This window comes from Pseudomonas gregormendelii (genome assembly GCF_017114825.1).
GTDB lineage: Bacteria > Pseudomonadota > Gammaproteobacteria > Pseudomonadales > Pseudomonadaceae > Aquipseudomonas > Aquipseudomonas gregormendelii.
Genome location: NZ_JADEVO010000047.1, coordinates 1 through 19,260, shown reverse-complemented (window position 1 = coordinate 19,260; position 19,260 = coordinate 1). Strand labels below are relative to the sequence as shown.

At 54.9% G+C, this 19,260-nt stretch carries 22 protein-coding genes and 3 pseudogenes; 14 read left to right on the top strand and 11 right to left on the bottom strand.

Annotation, left to right across the window (positions count from 1 at the left end; all coding sequences use genetic code 11):
- Nucleotides 1-82 precede the first annotated feature (82 nt).
- Nucleotides 83-530: pseudogene (locus IMW75_RS23810) on the top strand (DUF411 domain-containing protein).
- A 51-nt stretch (nt 531-581) separates the two neighbouring features.
- Here IMW75_RS23810 and copD read toward each other — a convergent pair.
- From copD to IMW75_RS23785, 5 genes are all read right to left on the bottom strand, one after another.
- The gene (gene copD, locus IMW75_RS23805; protein WP_101209374.1) at nt 582-1,517 is read right to left on the bottom strand and encodes a copper homeostasis membrane protein CopD; all 936 of its coding nucleotides are present in this window, start codon (nt 1,515-1,517) and stop codon (nt 582-584) included.
- A gap of 2 nt (nt 1,518-1,519) precedes the next feature.
- A complete protein-coding gene (gene copC / locus IMW75_RS23800) occupies nt 1,520-1,903 on the bottom strand; it encodes a copper homeostasis periplasmic binding protein CopC (RefSeq protein WP_101209375.1) in 384 nt (127 codons plus the stop codon).
- Nucleotides 1,904-1,971: 68 nt separating this feature from the next.
- On the bottom strand, nt 1,972-2,859 hold the full coding sequence (locus IMW75_RS23795) for a copper resistance protein B (RefSeq protein WP_237142326.1): 888 nt from the start codon (nt 2,857-2,859) through the stop codon (nt 1,972-1,974).
- Between the two features lie 37 nt (nt 2,860-2,896).
- On the bottom strand, nt 2,897-4,762 hold the full coding sequence (locus tag IMW75_RS23790; protein WP_101209377.1) for a copper resistance system multicopper oxidase: 1,866 nt from the start codon (nt 4,760-4,762) through the stop codon (nt 2,897-2,899).
- Nucleotides 4,763-4,912: 150 nt separating this feature from the next.
- Nucleotides 4,913-5,197: a co-regulatory protein PtrA N-terminal domain-containing protein gene (locus IMW75_RS23785; RefSeq protein ID WP_178076622.1), complete on the bottom strand. Its 285-nt coding sequence runs from the start codon at nt 5,195-5,197 to the stop codon at nt 4,913-4,915.
- A gap of 202 nt (nt 5,198-5,399) precedes the next feature.
- Here IMW75_RS23785 and IMW75_RS23780 point away from each other — a divergent pair, with 202 nt between their 5' ends.
- The 8 genes and pseudogenes from IMW75_RS23780 (at nt 5,400) to IMW75_RS23750 (ending at nt 11,874) form a co-directional block, all read left to right on the top strand.
- On the top strand, nt 5,400-5,795 hold the full coding sequence (locus IMW75_RS23780) for a hypothetical protein (protein ID WP_101209378.1): 396 nt from the start codon (nt 5,400-5,402) through the stop codon (nt 5,793-5,795).
- Nucleotides 5,796-5,894: 99 nt separating this feature from the next.
- Nucleotides 5,895-6,304 (top strand): annotated as a pseudogene (locus IMW75_RS23775) (hypothetical protein).
- 125 nt (nt 6,305-6,429) lie between these two features.
- Nucleotides 6,430-6,681: a DUF2933 domain-containing protein gene (locus IMW75_RS27065; protein ID WP_101209380.1), complete on the top strand. Its 252-nt coding sequence runs from the start codon at nt 6,430-6,432 to the stop codon at nt 6,679-6,681.
- 90 nt (nt 6,682-6,771) lie between these two features.
- Nucleotides 6,772-9,042, top strand: a complete 2,271-nt coding sequence (locus tag IMW75_RS23770; protein WP_101209459.1) for a heavy metal translocating P-type ATPase — start codon at nt 6,772-6,774, stop codon at nt 9,040-9,042.
- 114 nt (nt 9,043-9,156) lie between these two features.
- Complete coding sequence (locus IMW75_RS23765) at nt 9,157-9,429, top strand: heavy-metal-associated domain-containing protein (RefSeq protein WP_101209381.1); 273 nt, start codon at nt 9,157-9,159, stop codon at nt 9,427-9,429.
- Between the two features lie 729 nt (nt 9,430-10,158).
- The gene (locus IMW75_RS23760) at nt 10,159-10,434 is read left to right on the top strand and encodes a metal/formaldehyde-sensitive transcriptional repressor (protein WP_101209382.1); all 276 of its coding nucleotides are present in this window, start codon (nt 10,159-10,161) and stop codon (nt 10,432-10,434) included.
- Nucleotides 10,434-11,405, top strand: coding sequence for a CDF family Co(II)/Ni(II) efflux transporter DmeF (gene dmeF / locus IMW75_RS23755; protein WP_101209383.1), 972 nt, complete (start codon nt 10,434-10,436; stop codon nt 11,403-11,405). The genes IMW75_RS23760 and dmeF overlap by 1 nt, the downstream gene beginning before the upstream one ends.
- Nucleotides 11,406-11,541: 136 nt before the next feature.
- Nucleotides 11,542-11,874, top strand: coding sequence for a hypothetical protein (locus tag IMW75_RS23750; RefSeq protein ID WP_101209384.1), 333 nt, complete (start codon nt 11,542-11,544; stop codon nt 11,872-11,874).
- Nucleotides 11,875-12,086: 212 nt separating this feature from the next.
- Here the strand turns inward: IMW75_RS23750 and IMW75_RS23745 are convergent, their stop codons facing one another.
- Complete coding sequence (locus IMW75_RS23745) at nt 12,087-12,728, bottom strand: DUF1109 domain-containing protein (protein ID WP_101209385.1); 642 nt, start codon at nt 12,726-12,728, stop codon at nt 12,087-12,089.
- Nucleotides 12,725-13,297 carry a sigma-70 family RNA polymerase sigma factor gene (locus tag IMW75_RS23740; RefSeq protein ID WP_101209386.1) on the bottom strand — a complete coding sequence of 191 codons (573 nt, stop codon included), beginning with the start codon at nt 13,295-13,297 and terminating at the stop codon, nt 12,725-12,727. The genes IMW75_RS23745 and IMW75_RS23740 overlap by 4 nt, the downstream gene beginning before the upstream one ends.
- A gap of 264 nt (nt 13,298-13,561) precedes the next feature.
- Here IMW75_RS23740 and IMW75_RS23735 point away from each other — a divergent pair, with 264 nt between their 5' ends.
- The 5 genes from IMW75_RS23735 (at nt 13,562) to IMW75_RS23715 (ending at nt 16,900) form a co-directional block, all read left to right on the top strand.
- Nucleotides 13,562-13,852: a BufA1 family periplasmic bufferin-type metallophore gene (locus IMW75_RS23735; protein ID WP_101209387.1), complete on the top strand. Its 291-nt coding sequence runs from the start codon at nt 13,562-13,564 to the stop codon at nt 13,850-13,852.
- Between the two features lie 28 nt (nt 13,853-13,880).
- Nucleotides 13,881-14,735: an MNIO family bufferin maturase gene (bufB, locus tag IMW75_RS23730; protein WP_101209388.1), complete on the top strand. Its 855-nt coding sequence runs from the start codon at nt 13,881-13,883 to the stop codon at nt 14,733-14,735.
- Entirely contained in the window at nt 14,732-15,496 is a 765-nt protein-coding gene (locus tag IMW75_RS23725; protein ID WP_101209389.1) for an HvfC/BufC N-terminal domain-containing protein, read from the top strand. The genes bufB and IMW75_RS23725 overlap by 4 nt, the downstream gene beginning before the upstream one ends.
- 34 nt (nt 15,497-15,530) lie before the next feature.
- The gene (locus IMW75_RS23720) at nt 15,531-16,004 is read left to right on the top strand and encodes a DoxX family protein (RefSeq protein WP_101209390.1); all 474 of its coding nucleotides are present in this window, start codon (nt 15,531-15,533) and stop codon (nt 16,002-16,004) included.
- A 149-nt stretch (nt 16,005-16,153) separates the two neighbouring features.
- Nucleotides 16,154-16,900: a YkgJ family cysteine cluster protein gene (locus tag IMW75_RS23715; protein ID WP_101209391.1), complete on the top strand. Its 747-nt coding sequence runs from the start codon at nt 16,154-16,156 to the stop codon at nt 16,898-16,900.
- 37 nt (nt 16,901-16,937) lie between these two features.
- Here the strand turns inward: IMW75_RS23715 and IMW75_RS23710 are convergent, their stop codons facing one another.
- The 4 genes and pseudogenes from IMW75_RS23710 to IMW75_RS27275 form a co-directional block, all read right to left on the bottom strand.
- The gene (locus tag IMW75_RS23710) at nt 16,938-17,636 is read right to left on the bottom strand and encodes a glutathione S-transferase N-terminal domain-containing protein (protein WP_205893935.1); all 699 of its coding nucleotides are present in this window, start codon (nt 17,634-17,636) and stop codon (nt 16,938-16,940) included.
- 12 nt (nt 17,637-17,648) lie between these two features.
- Nucleotides 17,649-18,326 carry a glutathione S-transferase family protein gene (locus IMW75_RS23705; protein WP_101209393.1) on the bottom strand — a complete coding sequence of 226 codons (678 nt, stop codon included), beginning with the start codon at nt 18,324-18,326 and terminating at the stop codon, nt 17,649-17,651.
- A 21-nt stretch (nt 18,327-18,347) separates the two neighbouring features.
- On the bottom strand, nt 18,348-18,761 hold the full coding sequence (locus IMW75_RS23700) for a TetR family transcriptional regulator C-terminal domain-containing protein (protein ID WP_256592738.1): 414 nt from the start codon (nt 18,759-18,761) through the stop codon (nt 18,348-18,350).
- A gap of 42 nt (nt 18,762-18,803) precedes the next feature.
- Nucleotides 18,804-18,959, bottom strand: a pseudogene (locus IMW75_RS27275) (TetR/AcrR family transcriptional regulator); the annotation flags it as partial.
- Between the last annotated feature and the right edge of the window lie 301 nt (nt 18,960-19,260).

Genomic DNA, 19,260 nt, shown 5'->3' with positions numbered 1-19,260 from the left:
AACGGTGCGGAAGCGCTACTCGTGGCGCACGGCCAAGGGCATGCAGAGCAACCGCGCAATGACACGTGACGAGGTGCATAGAATGTTCAAACTCAAGCTATCGCTTGCTGTGGGATTGATGATTTGTGGGGTTGTGCAGGCAGCTGAGCCACTCACAATCGATGTACATCGGGACGCGAACTGCGGGTGCTGCAAGGATTGGGTTAAGCACCTCGAATCAAATGGATTCAAGGTAGTAGACCATGTGGAAAGTAATATGAGTGCTATCAAGCAGAACCTGGGCGTGCCACAGGGACTCGCTTCATGCCATACGGCTGTGATTGACGGCAAATTCGTAGAGGGTCATGTCCCAGCCGATGAAATCAAGAAGCTGAATGGTCGTTCAGACCTCGCTGGAATTGCCAGTGCCAGGCATGCCCGCAGGTTCTCCTGGTATGGACTACGGCCTGAATCATCAACCTTACCAAGTCCTGGGGCTCACCAAGGCAGGTGCGCAAGAAGTGGTCGCTGGCTACCCCATCAGCCGATAGTCGTTGCTCAGATCTGAGCGCCCTTGGGGCCGCTCGGATCTAGCTCCTAGATCACCCTTGAGCCATCTCGATTGAGGGGCTCAATGTTCCTAGCCAAGCCACCAAGCAAACGATGACGACAGCACAGGTTGATTCGATCACCACACTTTTTCTCAAAGCAGTTGCCGCTAGAGAAAAATCACCGGCCACCACAGACCGCTCTAGTGAAGGGCTCAGGTAGAAACGATTGAGGGTAGCTAGCCCGATCATGCCCACGAACAGTAGGATCTTCACGAGTAGGAGAACGCCATAGGTGCTGGTTACGACTTCGATTACTGTCGGCCCGACAATGAAGAGATAATTAGCGACGCCAGTAACTATGATCGTACCAACAATGAGTGCGCCCGCTGTTTCGAATCCCCTGAGCGCTCGCGATAGCACTCGTACCAGTTGTTCCGAATTAGCCCCCCTAATACTCAACATCAGACCAAACGCCGCTAGAGCTCCGATCCATCCGCCAGCGGCAAGTAGGTGCAGAATATCAGCGGCAAAGTGCCAGAATCGCAGGGCGCCTTCATTCATCGCCCCGTGACCTGTCCATGGGATTGTCGCTAAGGCAATGCTGCCCGCAATGGTAGCGACCCAGAGACTGCCCGTCGGCCATCGCCTGTTCTGGCTTCCAGCAAAAATCACCACTGCTAGCGAGAACATGCGTGTGACCCAGCTGCAGCCGACCTCAGTCTCGTACAGCATCATTTCCATGTGAGGTCGCAGCTCCGCCCAGTCGGATGCGCCGCTCATATTTTTTGTCATAACTACAAAAGCTGCTATGGACAAAAGCATACCTATAACAGCGGTGCCAGGCAGTAGCGACCCAAAATGCAACAGCGTTCCCGATACACGCTCTTTTCCCCGAAAGCTGTATAGCCCAAAGACGGCGAGACCGAAGAGGAGCATCAGATCCAAATACAGCGCGAGGCGCAGCGCCACGTTGATTGGGTCGCTCATACTTATTTCACTTTGAAAGTGACGCTGCCAGTAATCGGATGGGTATCGGAGGAGACCGCTCGCCATTCGACTTTGTAGGTGCCAGCAGTGAGAGGAGAGGCCGGAGTCAAGATCATGGTTTTAGGATCGTTACTCCCAGCGACGCTGGCTTTCATAGCCATAGGGGAGTGTGACATACCGGGCATTTCCGTCATGACCAACTTAGCTCCGGAAAATTGGGTAACCAAGTTTTCAGAAAAGTGCAGTTCAATCTTCGCGGGAGCTGGGCCGCTCTCGCCTTCAGCCGGGGTCGAAGACAGCAGCTTCGGGTGAGCCTGGGCAACTGCACTGAGCAGAAGACTGGATGAAAGAGCGACGGCCACAACACAGGATTTAAGTATAGACATGCGAGGCTCCCCACAGCGCGTAGCTGTTGTTATGAGGTTAGTAATTATTTGGTGCCGCTAACTGTGATTTAGAACCACACCCGGACGCCGAGCACCAAACGTGCTTCGTTATTGTCTTCGCCTTCCTCGCTGGCATAGTCAGCCGTCTTTCCATAAGCCCGATTCCACGTCACACCTACATAAGGTGCGAACTCAGGACGGATTTCGTATCGGAGCCGCAAACCGACTTCACTCTCAGACAGCCCCGAACCCACTCCACGTTTGGGATCGCTTTTGCCATAGAAATTGAATTCTGCCGTCGGTTGCAAAATCAGCTTATTGGTTAGGAGAATGTCGTAGTCACCTTCCAGCCGCGCTGCGGTCTGGCCGCCTTCACCCAAATAAGCAGTAGCCTGGGCCTCGAAATTGTAGAGCGCCAAGCCCTGGATACCGAAAGCCGCCCACGTTTGAGGGTCGCCTGGTTTGAAGTCTTGACGAGCGCCGCCGAGTAGATCCCACCAAGGGCTGATGGCGTGTCCCCATAAAGCTTGAACCTCAGCTTCTTCAGTCTTCCCATTGGTGCGCTCGCCTTCGGAACGCAACCATAGACGATCAACATCTCCCCCTATCCAACCTTGGGCTTCCCAGTTCAGTGAGCTTCCATCGTCAGCATCCTGCCATTCCAATTTCTCAAATATAAAAAATGAGTTGAGGGCTGTGTCATGAACCGCGTGACCACCCGGGGACTTATAGACTGCGGCTCTGTCGGCATCGGTTAGCGGCGGTATCGGAGTACGGCTTTGGGTTTGTGGTTGCTTGGCGGGCTGCATACCCTCCATTTTGCTGTGATCCATGCCCTGCATCTGGCCGTGATCCATACCCTGCATCTGGCTGTGATCCATGCCCTGGCTTGGTTCAGCGGCTGCCGGCAAGCCAAAACCAGCGGCTAGAGCGACGGTAAATACAGCTGAGTGCATGCGAGTCCCGCAAAAATAATTGCTCATAGTCGACTCCTTATTCCTCTACACGCACTTCGCGGAACATCCCCATTTCCATGTGGTACAGGAGATGGCAGTGGTAGGCCCAGCGCCCCAGCGCATCGGCTGTCACTCGGTAGCTGCGCTTCGACCCTGGCGGCATATCAATGGTGTGTTTGCGGACAAGGAATTGCCCGTTTTCATTTTCAAGGTCGCTCCACATGCCATGCAAGTGGATGGGGTGAGTCATCATGGTGTCGTTGACGAGCACGATCCTGACTCGCTCGCCGTATTTCAGTTTTAACGGCTCGGCATCCGAAAACTTCACGCCGTTAAAAGACCAGGAAAATTTCTCCATATGACCGGTCAAGTGCAGTTCGATGGTTCGACTTGGCTCACGGCCATCTGGATCCTCAAACGTGCTCTTTAGGTCTGAATACGTCAGCACCTTTCGACCATTCTCGCGAAGGCCCATGCCAGGATCATCAAGCTTTGGCGACGTCGACATTGCCTGCATGTCGACGAGAGGATTGTTGGATTCTGTGGCTGGGTGCGACTGCATTTCTCCCATACCACTCATGCCGCCCATAGACATTTTGCTGTGATCCATCCCAGCCATGCTGTCCATGCCGGACATGTCTTGCGTAGCGCCATGGTTCATACCTTTCATGGCACCGCCGTCCATGCCTGACATGCCCTCCATTGAGCTGTCCCCCATACCGGCCATCTTGCTGTGATCCATCCCAGCCATATCCCCCATACCACCCATCGCACCATGATCCATACCGGCCATACCCATGTCGGCCATAGTGACGAGAGGACGACAGTCAAGTTCAGGTACTGGGGCAGCCAGACCAGGCCGGACGGCCAAGGTGCCTCTTGCGTACCCCGACCGATCCATCGACTGCGCAAACAGTGTGTAGGCGTCCTGAGTTGGTTCGACGATCACATCGAAAGTCTCGGCAGTGGCGATCCTGAACTCGTCCACGCTTACGGGCTTAACATACTGGCCATCGGCAGCCACAACAGTCATCTTCAAACCCGGAATACGGACATCAAAGTAGCTCATGGCTGAACCATTGATGAACCTCAACCTAAGCTTTTCGCCAGGTTTGAAGGTGCCCGTCCAGTTGGAGTTCGGCGCCTGGCCGTTCATCAAGTAGGTGTATGTCGCGCCACTGACGTCTGCAATGTCAGTGGGATTCATCTTCATTTCGGCCCACATTTTGCGGTCAGCGACGGTGGTTGACCAACCTTTGTCAGCTACGTCATGGATGAAATCACTGACTGTGCGCTTGTGGGTGTTGTAGTAGTCAGACTGCTTCTTCAGTGTTTTCATCAGCGAAGCCGGATCTTCATCCGTCCAGTCGGTAAGCATCACCACGTAGTCACGGTCATACTCAAATGGCTCGGGCTCTTTCGCGTCGATTACCAATGGGCCGTATACACCTACTTGTTCTTGGAAGCCGGAGTGACTGTGATACCAGTACGTTCCGCTCTGCTTGACCTTGAATTGATAGACATACGTGCCGTTAGGCTCGATCCCATGAAAGCTAAGGCCCGGTACACCGTCCATATTCGCGGGGAGGATAATCCCGTGCCAGTGGATTGATGTCATATCCTTGAGGCGGTTCTTGACCCGCAAGGTCACGGTATCGCCCTCACGCCAGCGCAGCTGAGGCCCCGGAATCCCGCCATTGATTGTCATGGCAGTCCGGGCATTCCCAGTGATATTTACCGGTGTCTCTCCAATAAAGAGGTCGAACTCTGTACCTGACAGGACATTAGTCTCGCCCAAGCTACGGGCCGCCCAAATAGGGTTATGCCAGAGGCCTAAGCCACCGAGAATCCCGCCTGCGGTGAGACCCTTCACAAAGGTGCGCCGAGAAGTTTTGGAATGCATACCGATTCATGTCCCGTCAGTCGGATGTCAGGTGCACGCACGTTGGCGTGTTCCCGAGGGTTCACGCTTTGGACAGCTAGTGCGCTTCATACATTGGAAGATGCCATAAGCCAGCAAACGGGGGGATTACATTTGCGTAAGCTGGGCGGCTCAGCATTGATGCTTCTGCTCTTCAGCCGTGGGCTTTTCCTGTGCAATATCCTCTTGCGCTTGTGGGACGGGTTTGGTGGTGGCCATTGCCGTCTCGCGAGCTCGTTCCATGCGCTCAACCGAACGGTCGCCGCCACCTTCGGCAAAGGCCAGGGACGATATAGCCAAACTGAGTGTAAGAATCACAACGTTGGTAGCTTTCATAGCATCTCCTTCAAGGAATTGACTCTCGATGAAACCAGAGAGTTTGAGCGTCAGCTCGATGAGGATGATGAGGGGACGCACCTGTCAGCACGCTTAGCCGGTGATTACACTTTTGACAGCACGCGGAGAAACTCAACATCTGAAAGATCGACGGGCGTCATAAAATTTGACCGCACCACAGAACCGACAGCCGGATGCATAAATTGATCTAGATCAACCGTGGCACTTCAATGTGGCGTATGTTGAAAAATCAAAATCCGCTAATCAGTACCGGAGATTCTCCATGTTCTGGTTTCGCCATCGTCAACCAACGTTCATACGTCTCGCCATCGTGCTGTGGGTGTTAGCGTTTGGCCTGGCAGCGACCCAGGGATGTCTGGCACAGCCCAGCCACAATCCGGCTACAACTCATGTCTCGCTGATCACCGCGCAAGATCACGATAGCCACGACGCCCATGCCCTCGGTTGCCTTAAACACTGCGCCGATGCGGCAATAGCCGTAAGTCCTTCGCTCCATCTTCAAATATTTGACCTGTTCAGTTGGACATTTCTGCTCCTTATCCCAGCGTTGCTGATTTTGTATCCCGCCAATCCCTCCGCTTTTGCCTTTCTTGCATTACGGCGCCCTGTACCGGCCAGACCTCCTTCCCGCCTGATTTTTGTCCGTTTCAACGATTAATCCGACCTTCTGCGCGCCGATTCTCGGCGCGCTGTCTGACTGCGCCAGCCTGGCGCTGCTTGGTATTACCTGAGTTGTCCTGACCCTTTGGAGATTGCCATGCATGCCACATTGAAATTTATCCTCGCCACCCTGCTCGTGAGCAGCCCACTTATCGCCTCGGCAGTCGATGAGCATCACCCGGAGGGGCAGACCGCGCCCGCCAAGACAAGCGAAGCAGCTACGCCGATGCAAAACAGTGTCATGACCGAGCAAATGCAAAAAATGCAGGCTGCACACGACAAGGCAGCCGCCGCCAAGACCCCTGCCGAGCGACATGCCGCCATGCCGCCATGCAGGAGAGCATGAAGACGATGAAGGACAGCATGGCCATGATGCATAAGAACTGTCATGGCAAGGGCATGGGCATGGACGGCAACAAAGACGGCATGGAAATGGGAATGATCAACATGATGATGAAAATGATGGATCAGCAAACGAGCATGATGAACATGCCGATGAGCAAGTGACGCGCACAAGCCTGTAGGCAATGCAGCGACGGTTTTACTTTAGCCAATATGCCAAGGGTAAAACTGCCGCCCGTTGCACCTTTACGACGTATCACTCATCAGCACTCCCTCAGGAGTACAGAACCATGATGAATTCGCCACATTCCGCTAACACCTCTCCAACATTTTGGAGGAGCAAACCCGGCATAGCGCTGGGCATGCTGCTAGTGATCGTGCTGTTCTATCTAGCAAGAGAACACTACGGCCATATGCTGGGCTTACTGCCTTACATGATTTTGCTGTTGTGCCCACTGATGCATTTTTTCGGGCACCACCACGGTGGTCACAGTCATCACGGCGAAACCTCAGCCTCAACCAAGGATGCGAACAGGAGTTAGCTCATGCACACCCCTGAGCTTCGTCAAGAGCACGACTTAATACAGAAGTCTGAACCTCAACCCACCGGCTCCCATGATCCGGTATGTGGCATGACCGTCAGTAACGACAGCCAGTTCAGCACGGAATATGAGGGGCAAAACTACCGGTTCTGCAGCCAGAAATGCCAAACGACCTTCAGGGCAGCGCCCGAGCGTTATCGAATATCCCAACTGAAAATCGAACAAATCCCTCAGACAACAGCAGAACCGTTAACGGGTGCCGCTGAATACACATGTCCCATGCATCCGGAAATTCGCCAGATCGGCCCCGGCGTCTGCCCTAAGTGCGGCATGACCTTAGAGCCGGTGATTCCCGAATTGGAGGAAGAAGAGAACTTAGAACTCAAGGACTTCACCCGGCGCTTCTGGTGGACATTGCCACTGACAGTGATCGTAACCGTGCTGGCTATGGGTGGCCATGCCCTGGTGCTGTTCCATGGCACCACGCAAAATTGGGTCGAGCTGGGATTGGCTACACCCGTCGTGCTGTGGGCTGGCTGGCCGTTTTATGTGCGTGGTGTGCGTTCGGTGCTTCAGCGAAGTCCGAACATGTGGACGCTAATCGGCCTCGGCACGGCGGCGGCCTTCCTTTACAGCGTCGTGGCCACCCTGGCCCCCGATGTATTCCCCAGTAACTTCATGATGGAGGGCCGCATCGGTGTGTACTTCGAAGCGGCGGCTGTGATCATCTCACTGACCCTTCTCGGTCAGATGCTCGAGCTCAAGGCTCGCTCGCAAACCTCGGCTGCCATCAAGTCGCTGCTTGGACTGGCACCCAAAACTGCCCGACGGATCAATGCCGATGGCACGGAAGAAGACATCCCACTGACACACGTACACAGCGGCGATACATTACGTGTGCGTCCAGGCGAAAAAGTGCCTGTCGACGGCCAGGTGTTGCAAGGCGAAAGCGCTGTAGATGAGTCGATGCTCACCGGCGAACCGATACCGATCATGAAGAGGGCCGGCGACGCGCTGATTGGCGCCACTCTCAACATACACGGCAGTCTGGTGATGCAGGCGCAGAAGATAGGGTCAGCGACCCTGCTCGCACAGATTGTGCAGATGGTTGTGCAGGCACAACGCTCAAAAGCGCCGATGCAACGGCTGGCAGACGTGATTGCCAGTTACTTCGTGATCGTTGTGATTGCTATCGCCGCGCTGACTCTACTCGGCTGGGGGCTGTGGGGGCCCGAGCCAAGTTGGGTGTTCGGACTGATCAACGCTGTCGCGGTCATGATCATCGCCTGTCCCTGTGCCCTTGGCCTAGCGACACCGATGTCAGTCATGGTTGCCACCGGCAAGGCTGCTGGCAGCGGCGTATTGTTTCGCGATGCCGCCGCCATCGAAAACCTGCGCAAGATAGACATCTTGATAGTCGACAAAACTGGCACCCTCACTGAAGGTCGACCAGCGTTCCATAGCGTCGAGGCCGTACCCGGATTTACTCAGGATGAAGTGTTGCGCCTGGCCGCAAGTCTCGATCAGGGCAGTGAGCATCCATTGGCCCACGCCATCGTCGAGCAGGCTCGTGCCGCAGGGCTAAAACTGATAACACCTGAAACCTTCGAGTCAGCCTCAGGTATCGGTGTAAGCGGTCAGGTCGAGCGTCGCCGCCTGATGTTAGGCAATACCGCGTTGATGCAGGAGGCCGGCGTTTCCACAGAGAGCTTGCAAGAACATGCCGAGAAGCTACGCGGCGACGGTACGAGCATCATGTACCTGGCAGTCGATGGCGCCCTGGCGGGTTTGCTGGCTGTTGCCGACCCCATCAAACCCACCACGAAGCTGGCCGTCGAGCGTCTGCAGGCGGATGGCGTCAAGGTCATCATGGCCACTGGCGACGGCATTACGACTGCTCGCTCGGTAGCTCGCCAGTTGGGCATCGAGGAGGTTCACGGCGAGGTCAAACCGCAAGATAAAGAGCGTCTGGTGGCATCTCTGCAACAAGCCGGACACCGGGTGGCGATGGCCGGCGACGGCATTAATGATGCCCCCGCACTGGCTCGCGCTGATGTAGGTATCGCCATGGGAACTGGCACTGACGTGGCGATGAACAGCGCTCAGGTCACCCTGGTCAAGGGGGATTTGCTCGGTATCCTACGTGCTCGCAGCCTGTCAGTCGCAACGGTGAGAAATATGCACCAGAACCTGACCTTCGCCTTCCTTTACAACGCTATGGGTATCCCACTGGCTGCCGGTTTGTTCTTTCCACTTACCGGTCACCTTCTGTCACCGCTCATTGCCGCACTGGCCATGAGCGTGAGCTCGGCGTCGGTGGTATTCAACGCCTTGCGTCTGCGCCAGGCTTCCATTGATTGAGTGAAAACGACCGCTTGACCTTGCCATGGCAGCAAGGTTGAGGATAAGCCAACGCCGCAGAAAAGCCTCATGCGTCAGTCTTTCCCTGATCAACTTTGTTGTGAGGAGTCACCAATGAAAACTGTTGAACTGCAAGTCCAAGGCATGAGCTGTGGTTCATGTGTCAAACATGTCACCGAAGCGCTGCGCCCACTTGAAGGAGTCAGGGACGTAACAGTGGATCTACAAGCCGGACGGGTGAAGGTCAGCGGCGATTCGGACAGCCATGCGCTGCTTGCAGCCCTTGAGAACGCGGGCTATCCAGCACAGCTGTCGACAGTGGAAAGCGTAGCGAGTAAGAAAACCTCGGGCTGTGGCGGGAACGGCGGCGGTTGCTGCTGTCAGTAAACGTTACTCGTATGAATATCGGTCTGCGTAACGCTTTGTTCACGACACTGCTCATGACCAGAGCGGCACTAGCCGCTGAAGTCATCAACGTTTAACCAACCCTGCTTGCGTCTGATAATCCTGAGTCGCTTTAGTCAGATGCTTGAACCGTCGTCATCAGAGATATTCCTTCTCTTCGCGAATGTCGACCTCTCCCATCACTCCTAAGTAGATCTTGCGACAAGGGATCTTGGTGATGAATCCGCTTTCGAAAAGCATCCCAGGTATTTGCGATAATACGCTGGACGCCTCACATCTCTCGGTCAGCGGGTTCATTACCTATGCAACTAATGAATCGAGGTCAAAGTCCTGCGTTGCCACAAATGGCCCGGCGTGAGCGCACCCTTCAAAACAATATCCGAGGTTATGCATAACTTCGCCTGCCTTGACGATCATGACACCACCTTGAAGTTGTGCAGAGATCCTCACGAACGGCACACGGCCATTACTGCAACACCCTTGGTGCTGGCCTTGCGAAAGTCGCAAAAATTCGCGCAGGCTCGCACGCTTATTGCCACGCTGAAAAATAGCAGGTGCGTGCCAAGAGGTCACGGCTGGTCAGCATCCAAAAGCGTCCATCGCGTCAAACTCTGATCACGTCAGAAGTCCGGATCAAGTGATCATCGCCGAACCAACCTTGCATAGGGGGGGGCGGTATGTAATTATTTGTATAGGTAAGGGGGGTATCCTATGGGTCATGTAGCATCAAATAAAGACGATCTGCTCAAGCGAGTGAAGCGCATCGCTGGTCAGATCCAAGCGGTTGAACGGGCTCTTGAGTCAGATCACGACTGTGCCAAGACGCTCCATCTTGTGGCCGCCACGCGCGGGGCCATCAACGGCCTGATGGACGAAATCATCGAAGATCACGCCAGGGAGCATGTTGCCAATCCTGCGCTGAGCGATGAAGAGCGCGCCAAGGGCGTCGAAGAGCTTCTCGAAGCCATTCGACGTTATTCCAAGTGATGAACGCAGGCTTGAATTCCATGACCAGCACCACCGGCTTCACCCACGAGCACGTATTTCTCGGGTCGGCACACGATGAGAATGCAAAGCGCACCCTTTGGGTGGTGATACTTACCGTTGTGATGATGGTCGGTGAGATTGCCGCTGGGTACGTCACAGGATCGATGGCGCTACTCGCGGACGGTTTCCATATGGCAACCCACGCCGGTGCGTTGGGAATCGCATTTGCGGCCTATGCGTATGCCAAGCGGAACGCATCCAGCTCCCGCTTCAGCTTCGGCACCGGTAAAGTTGGAGACCTGGGCGGCTTTGCGTCAGCGCTCATTCTGGGGCTTGTAGCTCTGGGAATCGGGGTTGAGTCCGTCATTCGACTGCTCCAGCCGACTGAAGTCCAGTTCGGGACGGCAACGCTGATCGCCATCGTTGGCCTCGCGGTCAACATAGTGAGCGCTCTACTGCTCGGTCACGGTCACAGCCATGGCCATGGCCATGGCCATGGCCATGGCCACGATCATCACGAGCACGACCATAGTCCTCACGGCAGCGATAACAACCTCAGATCTGCGTACATCCACGTGATTGCAGATGCCTTGACATCCGTTCTTGCAATTGCCGCCCTGCTCGCTGGGCGCTATCTCGGATGGGTCTGGCTTGATCCAGCGATGGGTATCGTCGGCGCCATTGTGATTGCACGATGGGCTTGGACTTTGATGGGCGCGACTGCCGGTGTTCTACTCGACCAAACTGATGATCACGTTGCTGAAGAAATCCGCGAACTGGTTGAGCAACCTGGTGACGCCAAGATTACCGACCTACACGTGTGGCGTGTTGGCCCAGAAGCCCACGCTGCCATTGTCAGTGTTCTTGGTGGCCCTACAACGAATGCGGATAGCATCCGTGATCGGTTGAAGGCTGTTCACGAAGTTAGCCACCTCACAGTTGAGTTTCGAGCAGCGTCGCCTACCATGTAGTGCTCAACGAAATCGGCAAGGCTCCTTCAATGGGAGCGTAGGCGCATGCCTTGCCTCAGCTGCTATTTCGGCAAATTGGTAACGGCCTCCTCGACTGTTAGTATTAGGCCAGCTACACATCCCCCACGAGAATCACATGAACCCAGAATTGACTGAAGAAGAGATGCGCCGAGCGCTCTTCGGCAGCCCCGCACCAGAAGAACAGGTGAGTGTCACTCCGGTACAAGCTCCTACGCCGGAGATCGCGCCAGCTCAACCGGCAATACCGCCGCAGAAAAAGAAGGTCGCGAAGACATTCACGCCTCGCTTGAAAGTGACCCTGCGCGTCGGCAACGAGTTTGAAGGCAAAACACACGAATTGATCCACGAGGCAGATACCCTGAGTACACTCCTGGCAGAGCAAGAAGCTGTTAAAGCAGCCAGGAAAAAATATCGATACGTGGAATTGGTTTCGGTCAAGTCAATGTAAAGCCACTAATTTGTCACTGATCTGTCGCTAGAAACACAGCTATATCCTTGACACGATGTTGAACCAATACGGTCAAAACCGGCCCTGCGCCATTGGATATGCGCGAAGGCAGCAACGGACGAATGTATGAAGAAAGCGTTCGGCAAATACATCTTTCGCGCCTGAAGCGAAACGCCATGAAGAGCAACCGATGCATTATCGACTATTAATTGCTACCAACGAAGCCACCGCTGTCCTAGTAACGCGCCTATAGAGGTCGGAACTAGCATGCCCAACATGTACCAAGCCCCCCAAAATGGAACCTCCATTTCAGGGCAATGCAGACAATAGGCGATCGTAGCCATCGCACCTGCCAACAGTCCACCACAGGCACCTGCCAGCGTCAGTCGCGTCGGAGCCAACCCGCGTAAGGCCCAGAAAACAGCGATGAATCCTGGAATCGAGAGCAAGGTAATGTTCATTGCGCATACCCGCCAAGTCTTACCCAGAATGATCGCGACGCGCGTATCGGGAGCTGCGGTCACGAGGACATACAGGGTACCGGCCCACACCGCTGCCACCGCTGTACCGATCAAAAATTCTCCGGAGCCCGGAGTTACTCCAGGTCTTGCCAGTCGCGTTACCACGCTCAAAGTGCCGATCATCAGGCACAGCGGAAAGGCGATCTTCGCCCAGAAGATCGGCGTTGCTGCCACAGTGGCTAGGTCTGGACGAACGCCCAATATGATCGTCACCAGCAAAGTGGCAACCACCAGCCCCGCCAGCACCGCGACACTGAAGCGCTTGGTAAGTGCATGCCGGTCGACCGGGGTGACCCCGGAAGCGAGCATGCCAATAAAATCATCAGTTTTCATAATGTACCTCTAATCTTCAGCGCCAGCGCTTTAAGCCCGCGATGTACGCCGATCTTAACGGCTGACTCCGACAACCCTGTCATTTGCGCAGTTTCGGTGACGGACAATCCTTCAAGCTTCACGAGCATGATCGGCAGGCGCTGACGCTCAGGTAATTGCTCAAGCAACTTGCCCAGGTCGCGACTGGCCTGCGCCGGTTCAAGGAGAGGCTCGGCAAACAGTTCCGCCGAGTCGTCCAGGGTGTCGTTGAAGACCTCATGGCGCGACCGTCCTCGGAAAAAGTCTGTGAGCTTGTAGCGGGTGATGGCAAAAACCCACGCCGTCAGTGGCTGATCCACCCGATACGTCTGGCGACCGTTATGCACGGCCAACAACACCTCTTGCAGCAAGTCTTCGACTTCACTGGGTTGCCGCTGAAGCCTAGTTCGCAAAAAGCCGCGTACATGACCACTTAACGTCGATAGAAAGGTGCGATAAGCCCGTTCATCTCCTTCCAAACCTGCAAGAAACAGCGCCTGGAGGTGTCTCTCTCGGCTACGTAACGCGTCGTTATGTGTAGTTCGTTCCATCGTCCGCCCTGGTTACACGAAGGGTGAAAATATTTTTTGTACTTATACGACGCCAGTGCTGATGACGGGCAATGGATGATGCTTGCGCTCAAGGACATAAGGCAACAATCGGTCTCGTTTGCGGCTTATGAAAAGTTTTTGAAAAATATTTTGTGGTGGCTGTAACCGGAAAGGAAAAGTCAGCGAACTACCTTTCGGATCGCAAGCACAGCGCACTCCTGCGCTGATGCATCGACCCGTCCTTATGATCCCGGAGAAACAGCCATGAACAATCTGAAACTTGCCGCCCTCGCCGTTGCCTTTTCTTCCTTCGCTGCCGGCGCCATTGCCGCAGAGACCCCAACCGCAGCCGGTTCCATGGATAAAGCAGGCGCGATGGAAAAATGTTACGGCGTTGCCATGGCTGGTCACAACGATTGCAAAGCCGGCGCCGGCACCACCTGTGCTGGCACTGCCAAAATGGATTACCAACCTAACGCCTGGAAAAACGTTCCAGTCGGTACTTGCACCACTATCAAGACACCAAAAGGCACCGGCACTCTTACAGCAATGTAACGTCAACACCACGGGGCACACGCCAGCCATGAACAAACATTTCCAGATCGGGGCCGGACTCGGCCTCAAACCGAACCACTATGAGGACGCCCTCGAGTGTACCGCCGAGGGTCTCTGGTTCGAAGTTCATCCGGAAAACTACATGGTTGGTGGTGGCCCCCGTTTGGCATGGTTAGAGGCCATTGGCGAGCGACACCCACTGTCGTTGCACGGTGTCTCGCTCTCGCTGGCGGCGGACTGTCCGCCGGACGAGGAGCATTTGAAACGCCTGAAAATGCTCGCGGATCGCGTTCAACCTACATTGATTTCCGAGCACCTCGCGTGGTCAGCGTGGCGTGGCCAATACCATCCTGACTTGCTGCCATTTCCCCGCACTGGCGAGGCGTTGCGGCGCATCGCAAGCAATATCCAACGCACGCAAGATGTCCTGGGACGTCGCATTGCGATCGAAAACCCGACCCACTATTTACAACTTGAAGGTCATGAATACAGCGAACTCGACTTTCTGACTGAGCTGAGTCAGCGAACGGGCTGCGGATTACTGCTGGATGTAAATAACGTGCACATCAGCGCCCACAACCTGGAATTCGATGCAGCGGCCTACCTGGACGCCTTCCCGGCGTCGGCGATCATGGAAATCCATCTGGCCGGATACGCCGTGGATCCTGGCAACTCCACGTTATTGATTGATACCCACGACGCCCCTGTAGCCGAGGACGTCTGGACGTTGTATCGACGTCTGATTGAGCGGATCGGCCAGCGTCCGACACTGATTGAACGTGATGACCATATCCCTGGCTTCGACGCTTTACTGGCCGAACGCAACCGAGCACAAAGCGTGCTGAACCTTGGGCAAAACCAACGATTGCAGGTTGCGATATGAAGACGTCGCTCACGAGATTTCAGGATGCATTCGTGGATGCGTTGTATGGCACCGAATCATCCCTCATGGACTCACTTACCACTCAGCCCGGTTTTACGGTGTATCGCAATACGGTACTCAAGGGCTCGACTGATGCGCTACTCGCCAATTTTCCGACTGTAGAGCGCCTGGTGGGTACTGACTGGCTCAGAAGTGCGATCGCGATATACGCACGCCTTTCGCCGCCAACGGATGCCCGGTTGCTGCACTATGGCAGCGACTTCCCCCGCTTTCTCGACGAATTTGAGCATGCTCGCGAAATGCCCTACTTGGGCGGTGTCGCCCGACTGGATTTGCTCTGGACTCAAGTGCATTGCGCCGTTGATGAATCGGGTCTGGAGCTGAACGAATTGTCGCAATTTCCCGAGACGGAACTTGGCAACCTCCAGCTAAAACCACGAGCCTCTGCCCGCTGGATCTGGCTGCCCGATTGTCCGGCCTACACGATATGGCGTGTCAATCGCGAACAACTGGAAATGCCTGAAGAACTCGAATGGCAAGGTGAAGGCGCGCTGCTGACACGTAAAGCCGGTCGCGTGCATTGGCAAGCCGTCAGCGTTGCGGACTGCGCGTTTCTGGATGCGTGCGCAAAGCAGTTGCCACTTGACCTCGCAGCAGACAAGGCCATTGAAGCCGAACCAGACCTGAATCTGGAGAATCTCATTATCTGCCTGGTGAGTGCCGATGCATTCGCTGCGGTGGACTTGGGCCGCCCCTCCTGAAAACTGATTACTGACATCATCAACGGAGCAAGCCATGGACACCCTCCAAACCCGCTCACCCGCCGCTGACCACTCCCTGCGCGGCCTCTGGAATCGCGTCGCGAACCGACTGAGCACACTCATCGGCGATTCGTTTTTGGTGCTGGTGGCGCGCATCGCCATCGCCGCCATTTTCTTCATGTCCGGACGCACCAAAGTCACGGACTTTATGACAATCACACCGAGCACCTATGAACTGTTCCGCACGGAATACGCGTTGCCGTTGATCTCTCCAGAATTGGCAGCACACCTTTCGACGTACAGCGAGCATCTGTTTCCCGTGCTTCTGGTGCTGGGCCTGTTTACCCGTTTATCAGCATTGGCATTGCTGGGCATGACCTTTGTCATCGAGGTGTTTGTCTACCCCGATGCCTGGCCAACTCATCTTTCTTGGGCAGGCCTGCTACTGCTCATCTTCGCGCGCGGGGCAGGATCACTTTCACTCGATCGGCGACTGGGCATCCGATGAAACCTTCACTATGGAGAATGGTTTCAGGAAGCAACCTTGTTGATGGTTCGGCAACCCGTGTACCGCTAAACGCTTCGTTCTCCGTGCGACGCAAATCACGCCAATACAACGCCCGCCTTCCGTAGGGCTGCAACTTCCAGGTAATTCACATGCAGAGCAATGACGTCCGATTTTCCTGCGTAGGCTGCGGCATTTGCTGCAAAGGCAGACTGATACCGTTAACGTTAGCTGAGGCGCAACAATGGTTGACCCGGGGGCATGACGTCGCGGTGATTGTCGAGGCCTTCGACGAATCGAACTGGCCTTGTTCATCAGAGGAATTCGCCCACGCCAGAGGTCGGTCGGTAAGCGTACGTTGCGGTGGATCCCGGATAAACGTCATCGCCGTATTTGCTGGCAAAGCCCTCAAGCAATGTCCCAACCTCAGAACGGATAATCTTTGCGGCATCTACGAAGAACGCCCATTGGTTTGCCGCATTTATCCGATGGAGATCAACCCATTCATTCCGCTACGCCAAGACAACAAGGTGTGCCCGCCGCAAGCATGGGAGAGCAACGACATTCTCTGTACCGATGGACGCGCCAATCCGGCGCTGGAAGCCCTCATCAATCAGTCTCGTCAAGCAGACAAATCCGACGCCTCAAGCAAGGTCGCCATCTGTGCGCAACTAGGATTGAATGTGACGAGTTGGAAAGACAATGCGCTGGCCGTTTATTTTCCGCATCGGACAAAACTGCTAGAGGCTATAGACAGCGCCAAAGGTGATTCAGAGGATTATCCCGACTTTGAGTGGCAAGTGCGGGTCGATGATCCATCACTAGGTGAACGATTGGCCATGGCGAATCTGGCAATGGCTGTCAACGATTCCACCGATTACATCTTCCATACCTTATGAATTGCCTTCACAGACCGACCACACATGTATGTTTCGCTTATCGAACCGTGCTCGCGTCCTGGTTGAATAGCAGCTTGCGTGTTTCCTCGTCGACCACCGGTGCGGTGTTGATTCGTTCCGCCAGTGCATAAGCACGCTTTGTCGCAGGTCGATCACCTACTCGCTCAAACCAGTGAGCCAAATGAGGGAAATCGGCAAGGTCTTGCTGCTGCCGCCTGTGAGGCACAATCCATGGGTAGCTCGCCATGTCGGCAATGCTGTAGTCGCCAGCAATGTAGTCACGGCCATCCGCTAAGTGTTTATTCAACACGCCATACAACCGAGCGGTTTCCTTGATGTAGCGCTCCTGCGCATAGGCAATCGGCTCCGGAGCGTATTGGACGAAGTGATGGTTCTGTCCTGCCATTGGGCCCAACCCGCCCATCTGCCAGAACAGCCACTGCAAGGCTTCATTACGGCCTCGCAGATCATCAGGAATGAACTGATGAGTTTTGTCTGCCAGGTACAACAAAATGGCGCCCGACTCAAAGATCGACAACGGTTGACCACCTTCTAGCGGTTCATGATCGACAATGGCAGGAATACGGTTATTGGGTGCGATGTTCAGAATCGACGGACTGAACTGCTCCCCCTTTCCAATGTTCACTGGCACGATGCGATAAGGCTGCCCTGACTCCTCGAGGAACAGAGTGATCTTGTGCCCGTTAGGAGTAGTCCAGTAATACAAGTCGATCATGCCCTGGAACCTCTACTGAGAAATCTGCGGGAACATTGCCTTGCGAGCGTCAGCATCCATCTCTGTCTTGTAACTGTGCTGGGTCTTCAGCGCTTCAGCACGCTGGGCAGCCGGACGCGCATTGATGTCGTCGAGAAGCCGTTTCACGTTTGGAAGTTTTTCCCAAGCCTGTTCACCCAAAATGAACGGTACTGCACGCGCCCAACCCCAGACGGCCATATCCACCAACGTGTACTCACTTCCTAGCATGTAAGGCTGGTTCGCCAGGCGATCGTTGATAATCGACCAGTGACGCCAGGCCTCAAAGGTGTAGCGAGTCACGGCGTAGTCTTTCGGTTCTGGTGCGAAGTGTTTGAAATGCACCGCCTGGCCAGAATACGGGCCAATGCCAGTCGCAACGAACATGAGCCAGGTATACATTTCGCCGCGTATTTTGAGGTTGTCGGCAGGCAGGAACTTCCCGCTCTTTTCGGCCAGATAAAGCAGTATGGCGTTGCTGTCGAACACTACGTTCTCGCCGTCGACCAAAGCCGGCGTCTTGGCATTGGGGTTGATCTTGAGAAACGCCGGATCGTGTTGCTCCCCCTTTCGCGTATCGACAGGGATGAGGTCGTACTCAAGACCCGCTTCCTCCAGGAAAAGAGCGACTTTCGCGGGGTTGGGAGACGGGTGATAGTAGAACTTGATCATGTTGACTCCGTACAGTGGCTTTCAATGAATGTCGCAGAGCGCCAAGGGCGGAAGCCCAAGGCTGTTGAGTGCAATACCAATAGCGTCTGTTACACACGCAGGATCCGGGTTGATCCGTGCCAACACGCGAATCCCAAGCAATACGCTGAGCAAGTGATGAGCGCCCTGCTTTGCATCGATCCCTGTGGCGACTGCGCGTTGCAAGCTGAAGGCATGTAGGCGGCTTTCAAAAAAACTGCGGATGGTCTCAAGTTCTTCTGACACTGCCTGACGCAAGTCTGCGTCCTCTGCATTCGTTTCGAGGGCAGAGTTCACCAACAGGCATCCACGATTCAGCGGATCGTTCAGCGTGCGATACAGCACTTCTGCAAAGAAACCGGTAATGGCCAATCCTGGATCTGGCAACTCCTCGAGGCGCCGAATTCGCTCACGCACGCCACATTCCAGATAATGCTCAAGGGCGTGACGATAAAGACTGCGCTTGTCGCCAAAAGCGTTGTAAAGGCTTGGCTGGTTAAGGCCTGTGCACCTGACAAGGTCTCTGGTTGAAGTGCCCTCGTATCCCTGAGTCCAAAATGCCTCGACTATGGAGGTTAGAACCTTTGATTCATCGAATGTACGAGGCCGGGCCATTGACTGGGGTGCTCTGCATATTTGTCGTAGACGGTAACACAGGTTTTGTATCGATCGACACAAAATAAAATTAGCACCTGACCACACGACTCACCTTCCGGGCGGGCGTTCCAATGGCGCTAGCATTGGGATTGGGGAAGCGCATTCTCTCCAGCTACGTGTTGGCGCTGATTCAAAACTGACCCACCCTGCCGATTGAAAATTGACCCAGGACGGATTGCTGATTTCTGTCCCAGCAATTGTGGATAAGTTTAGCAGCAGTGCTCCGGTTCGAGACGCATCAAGCCCCACCGCATGTATG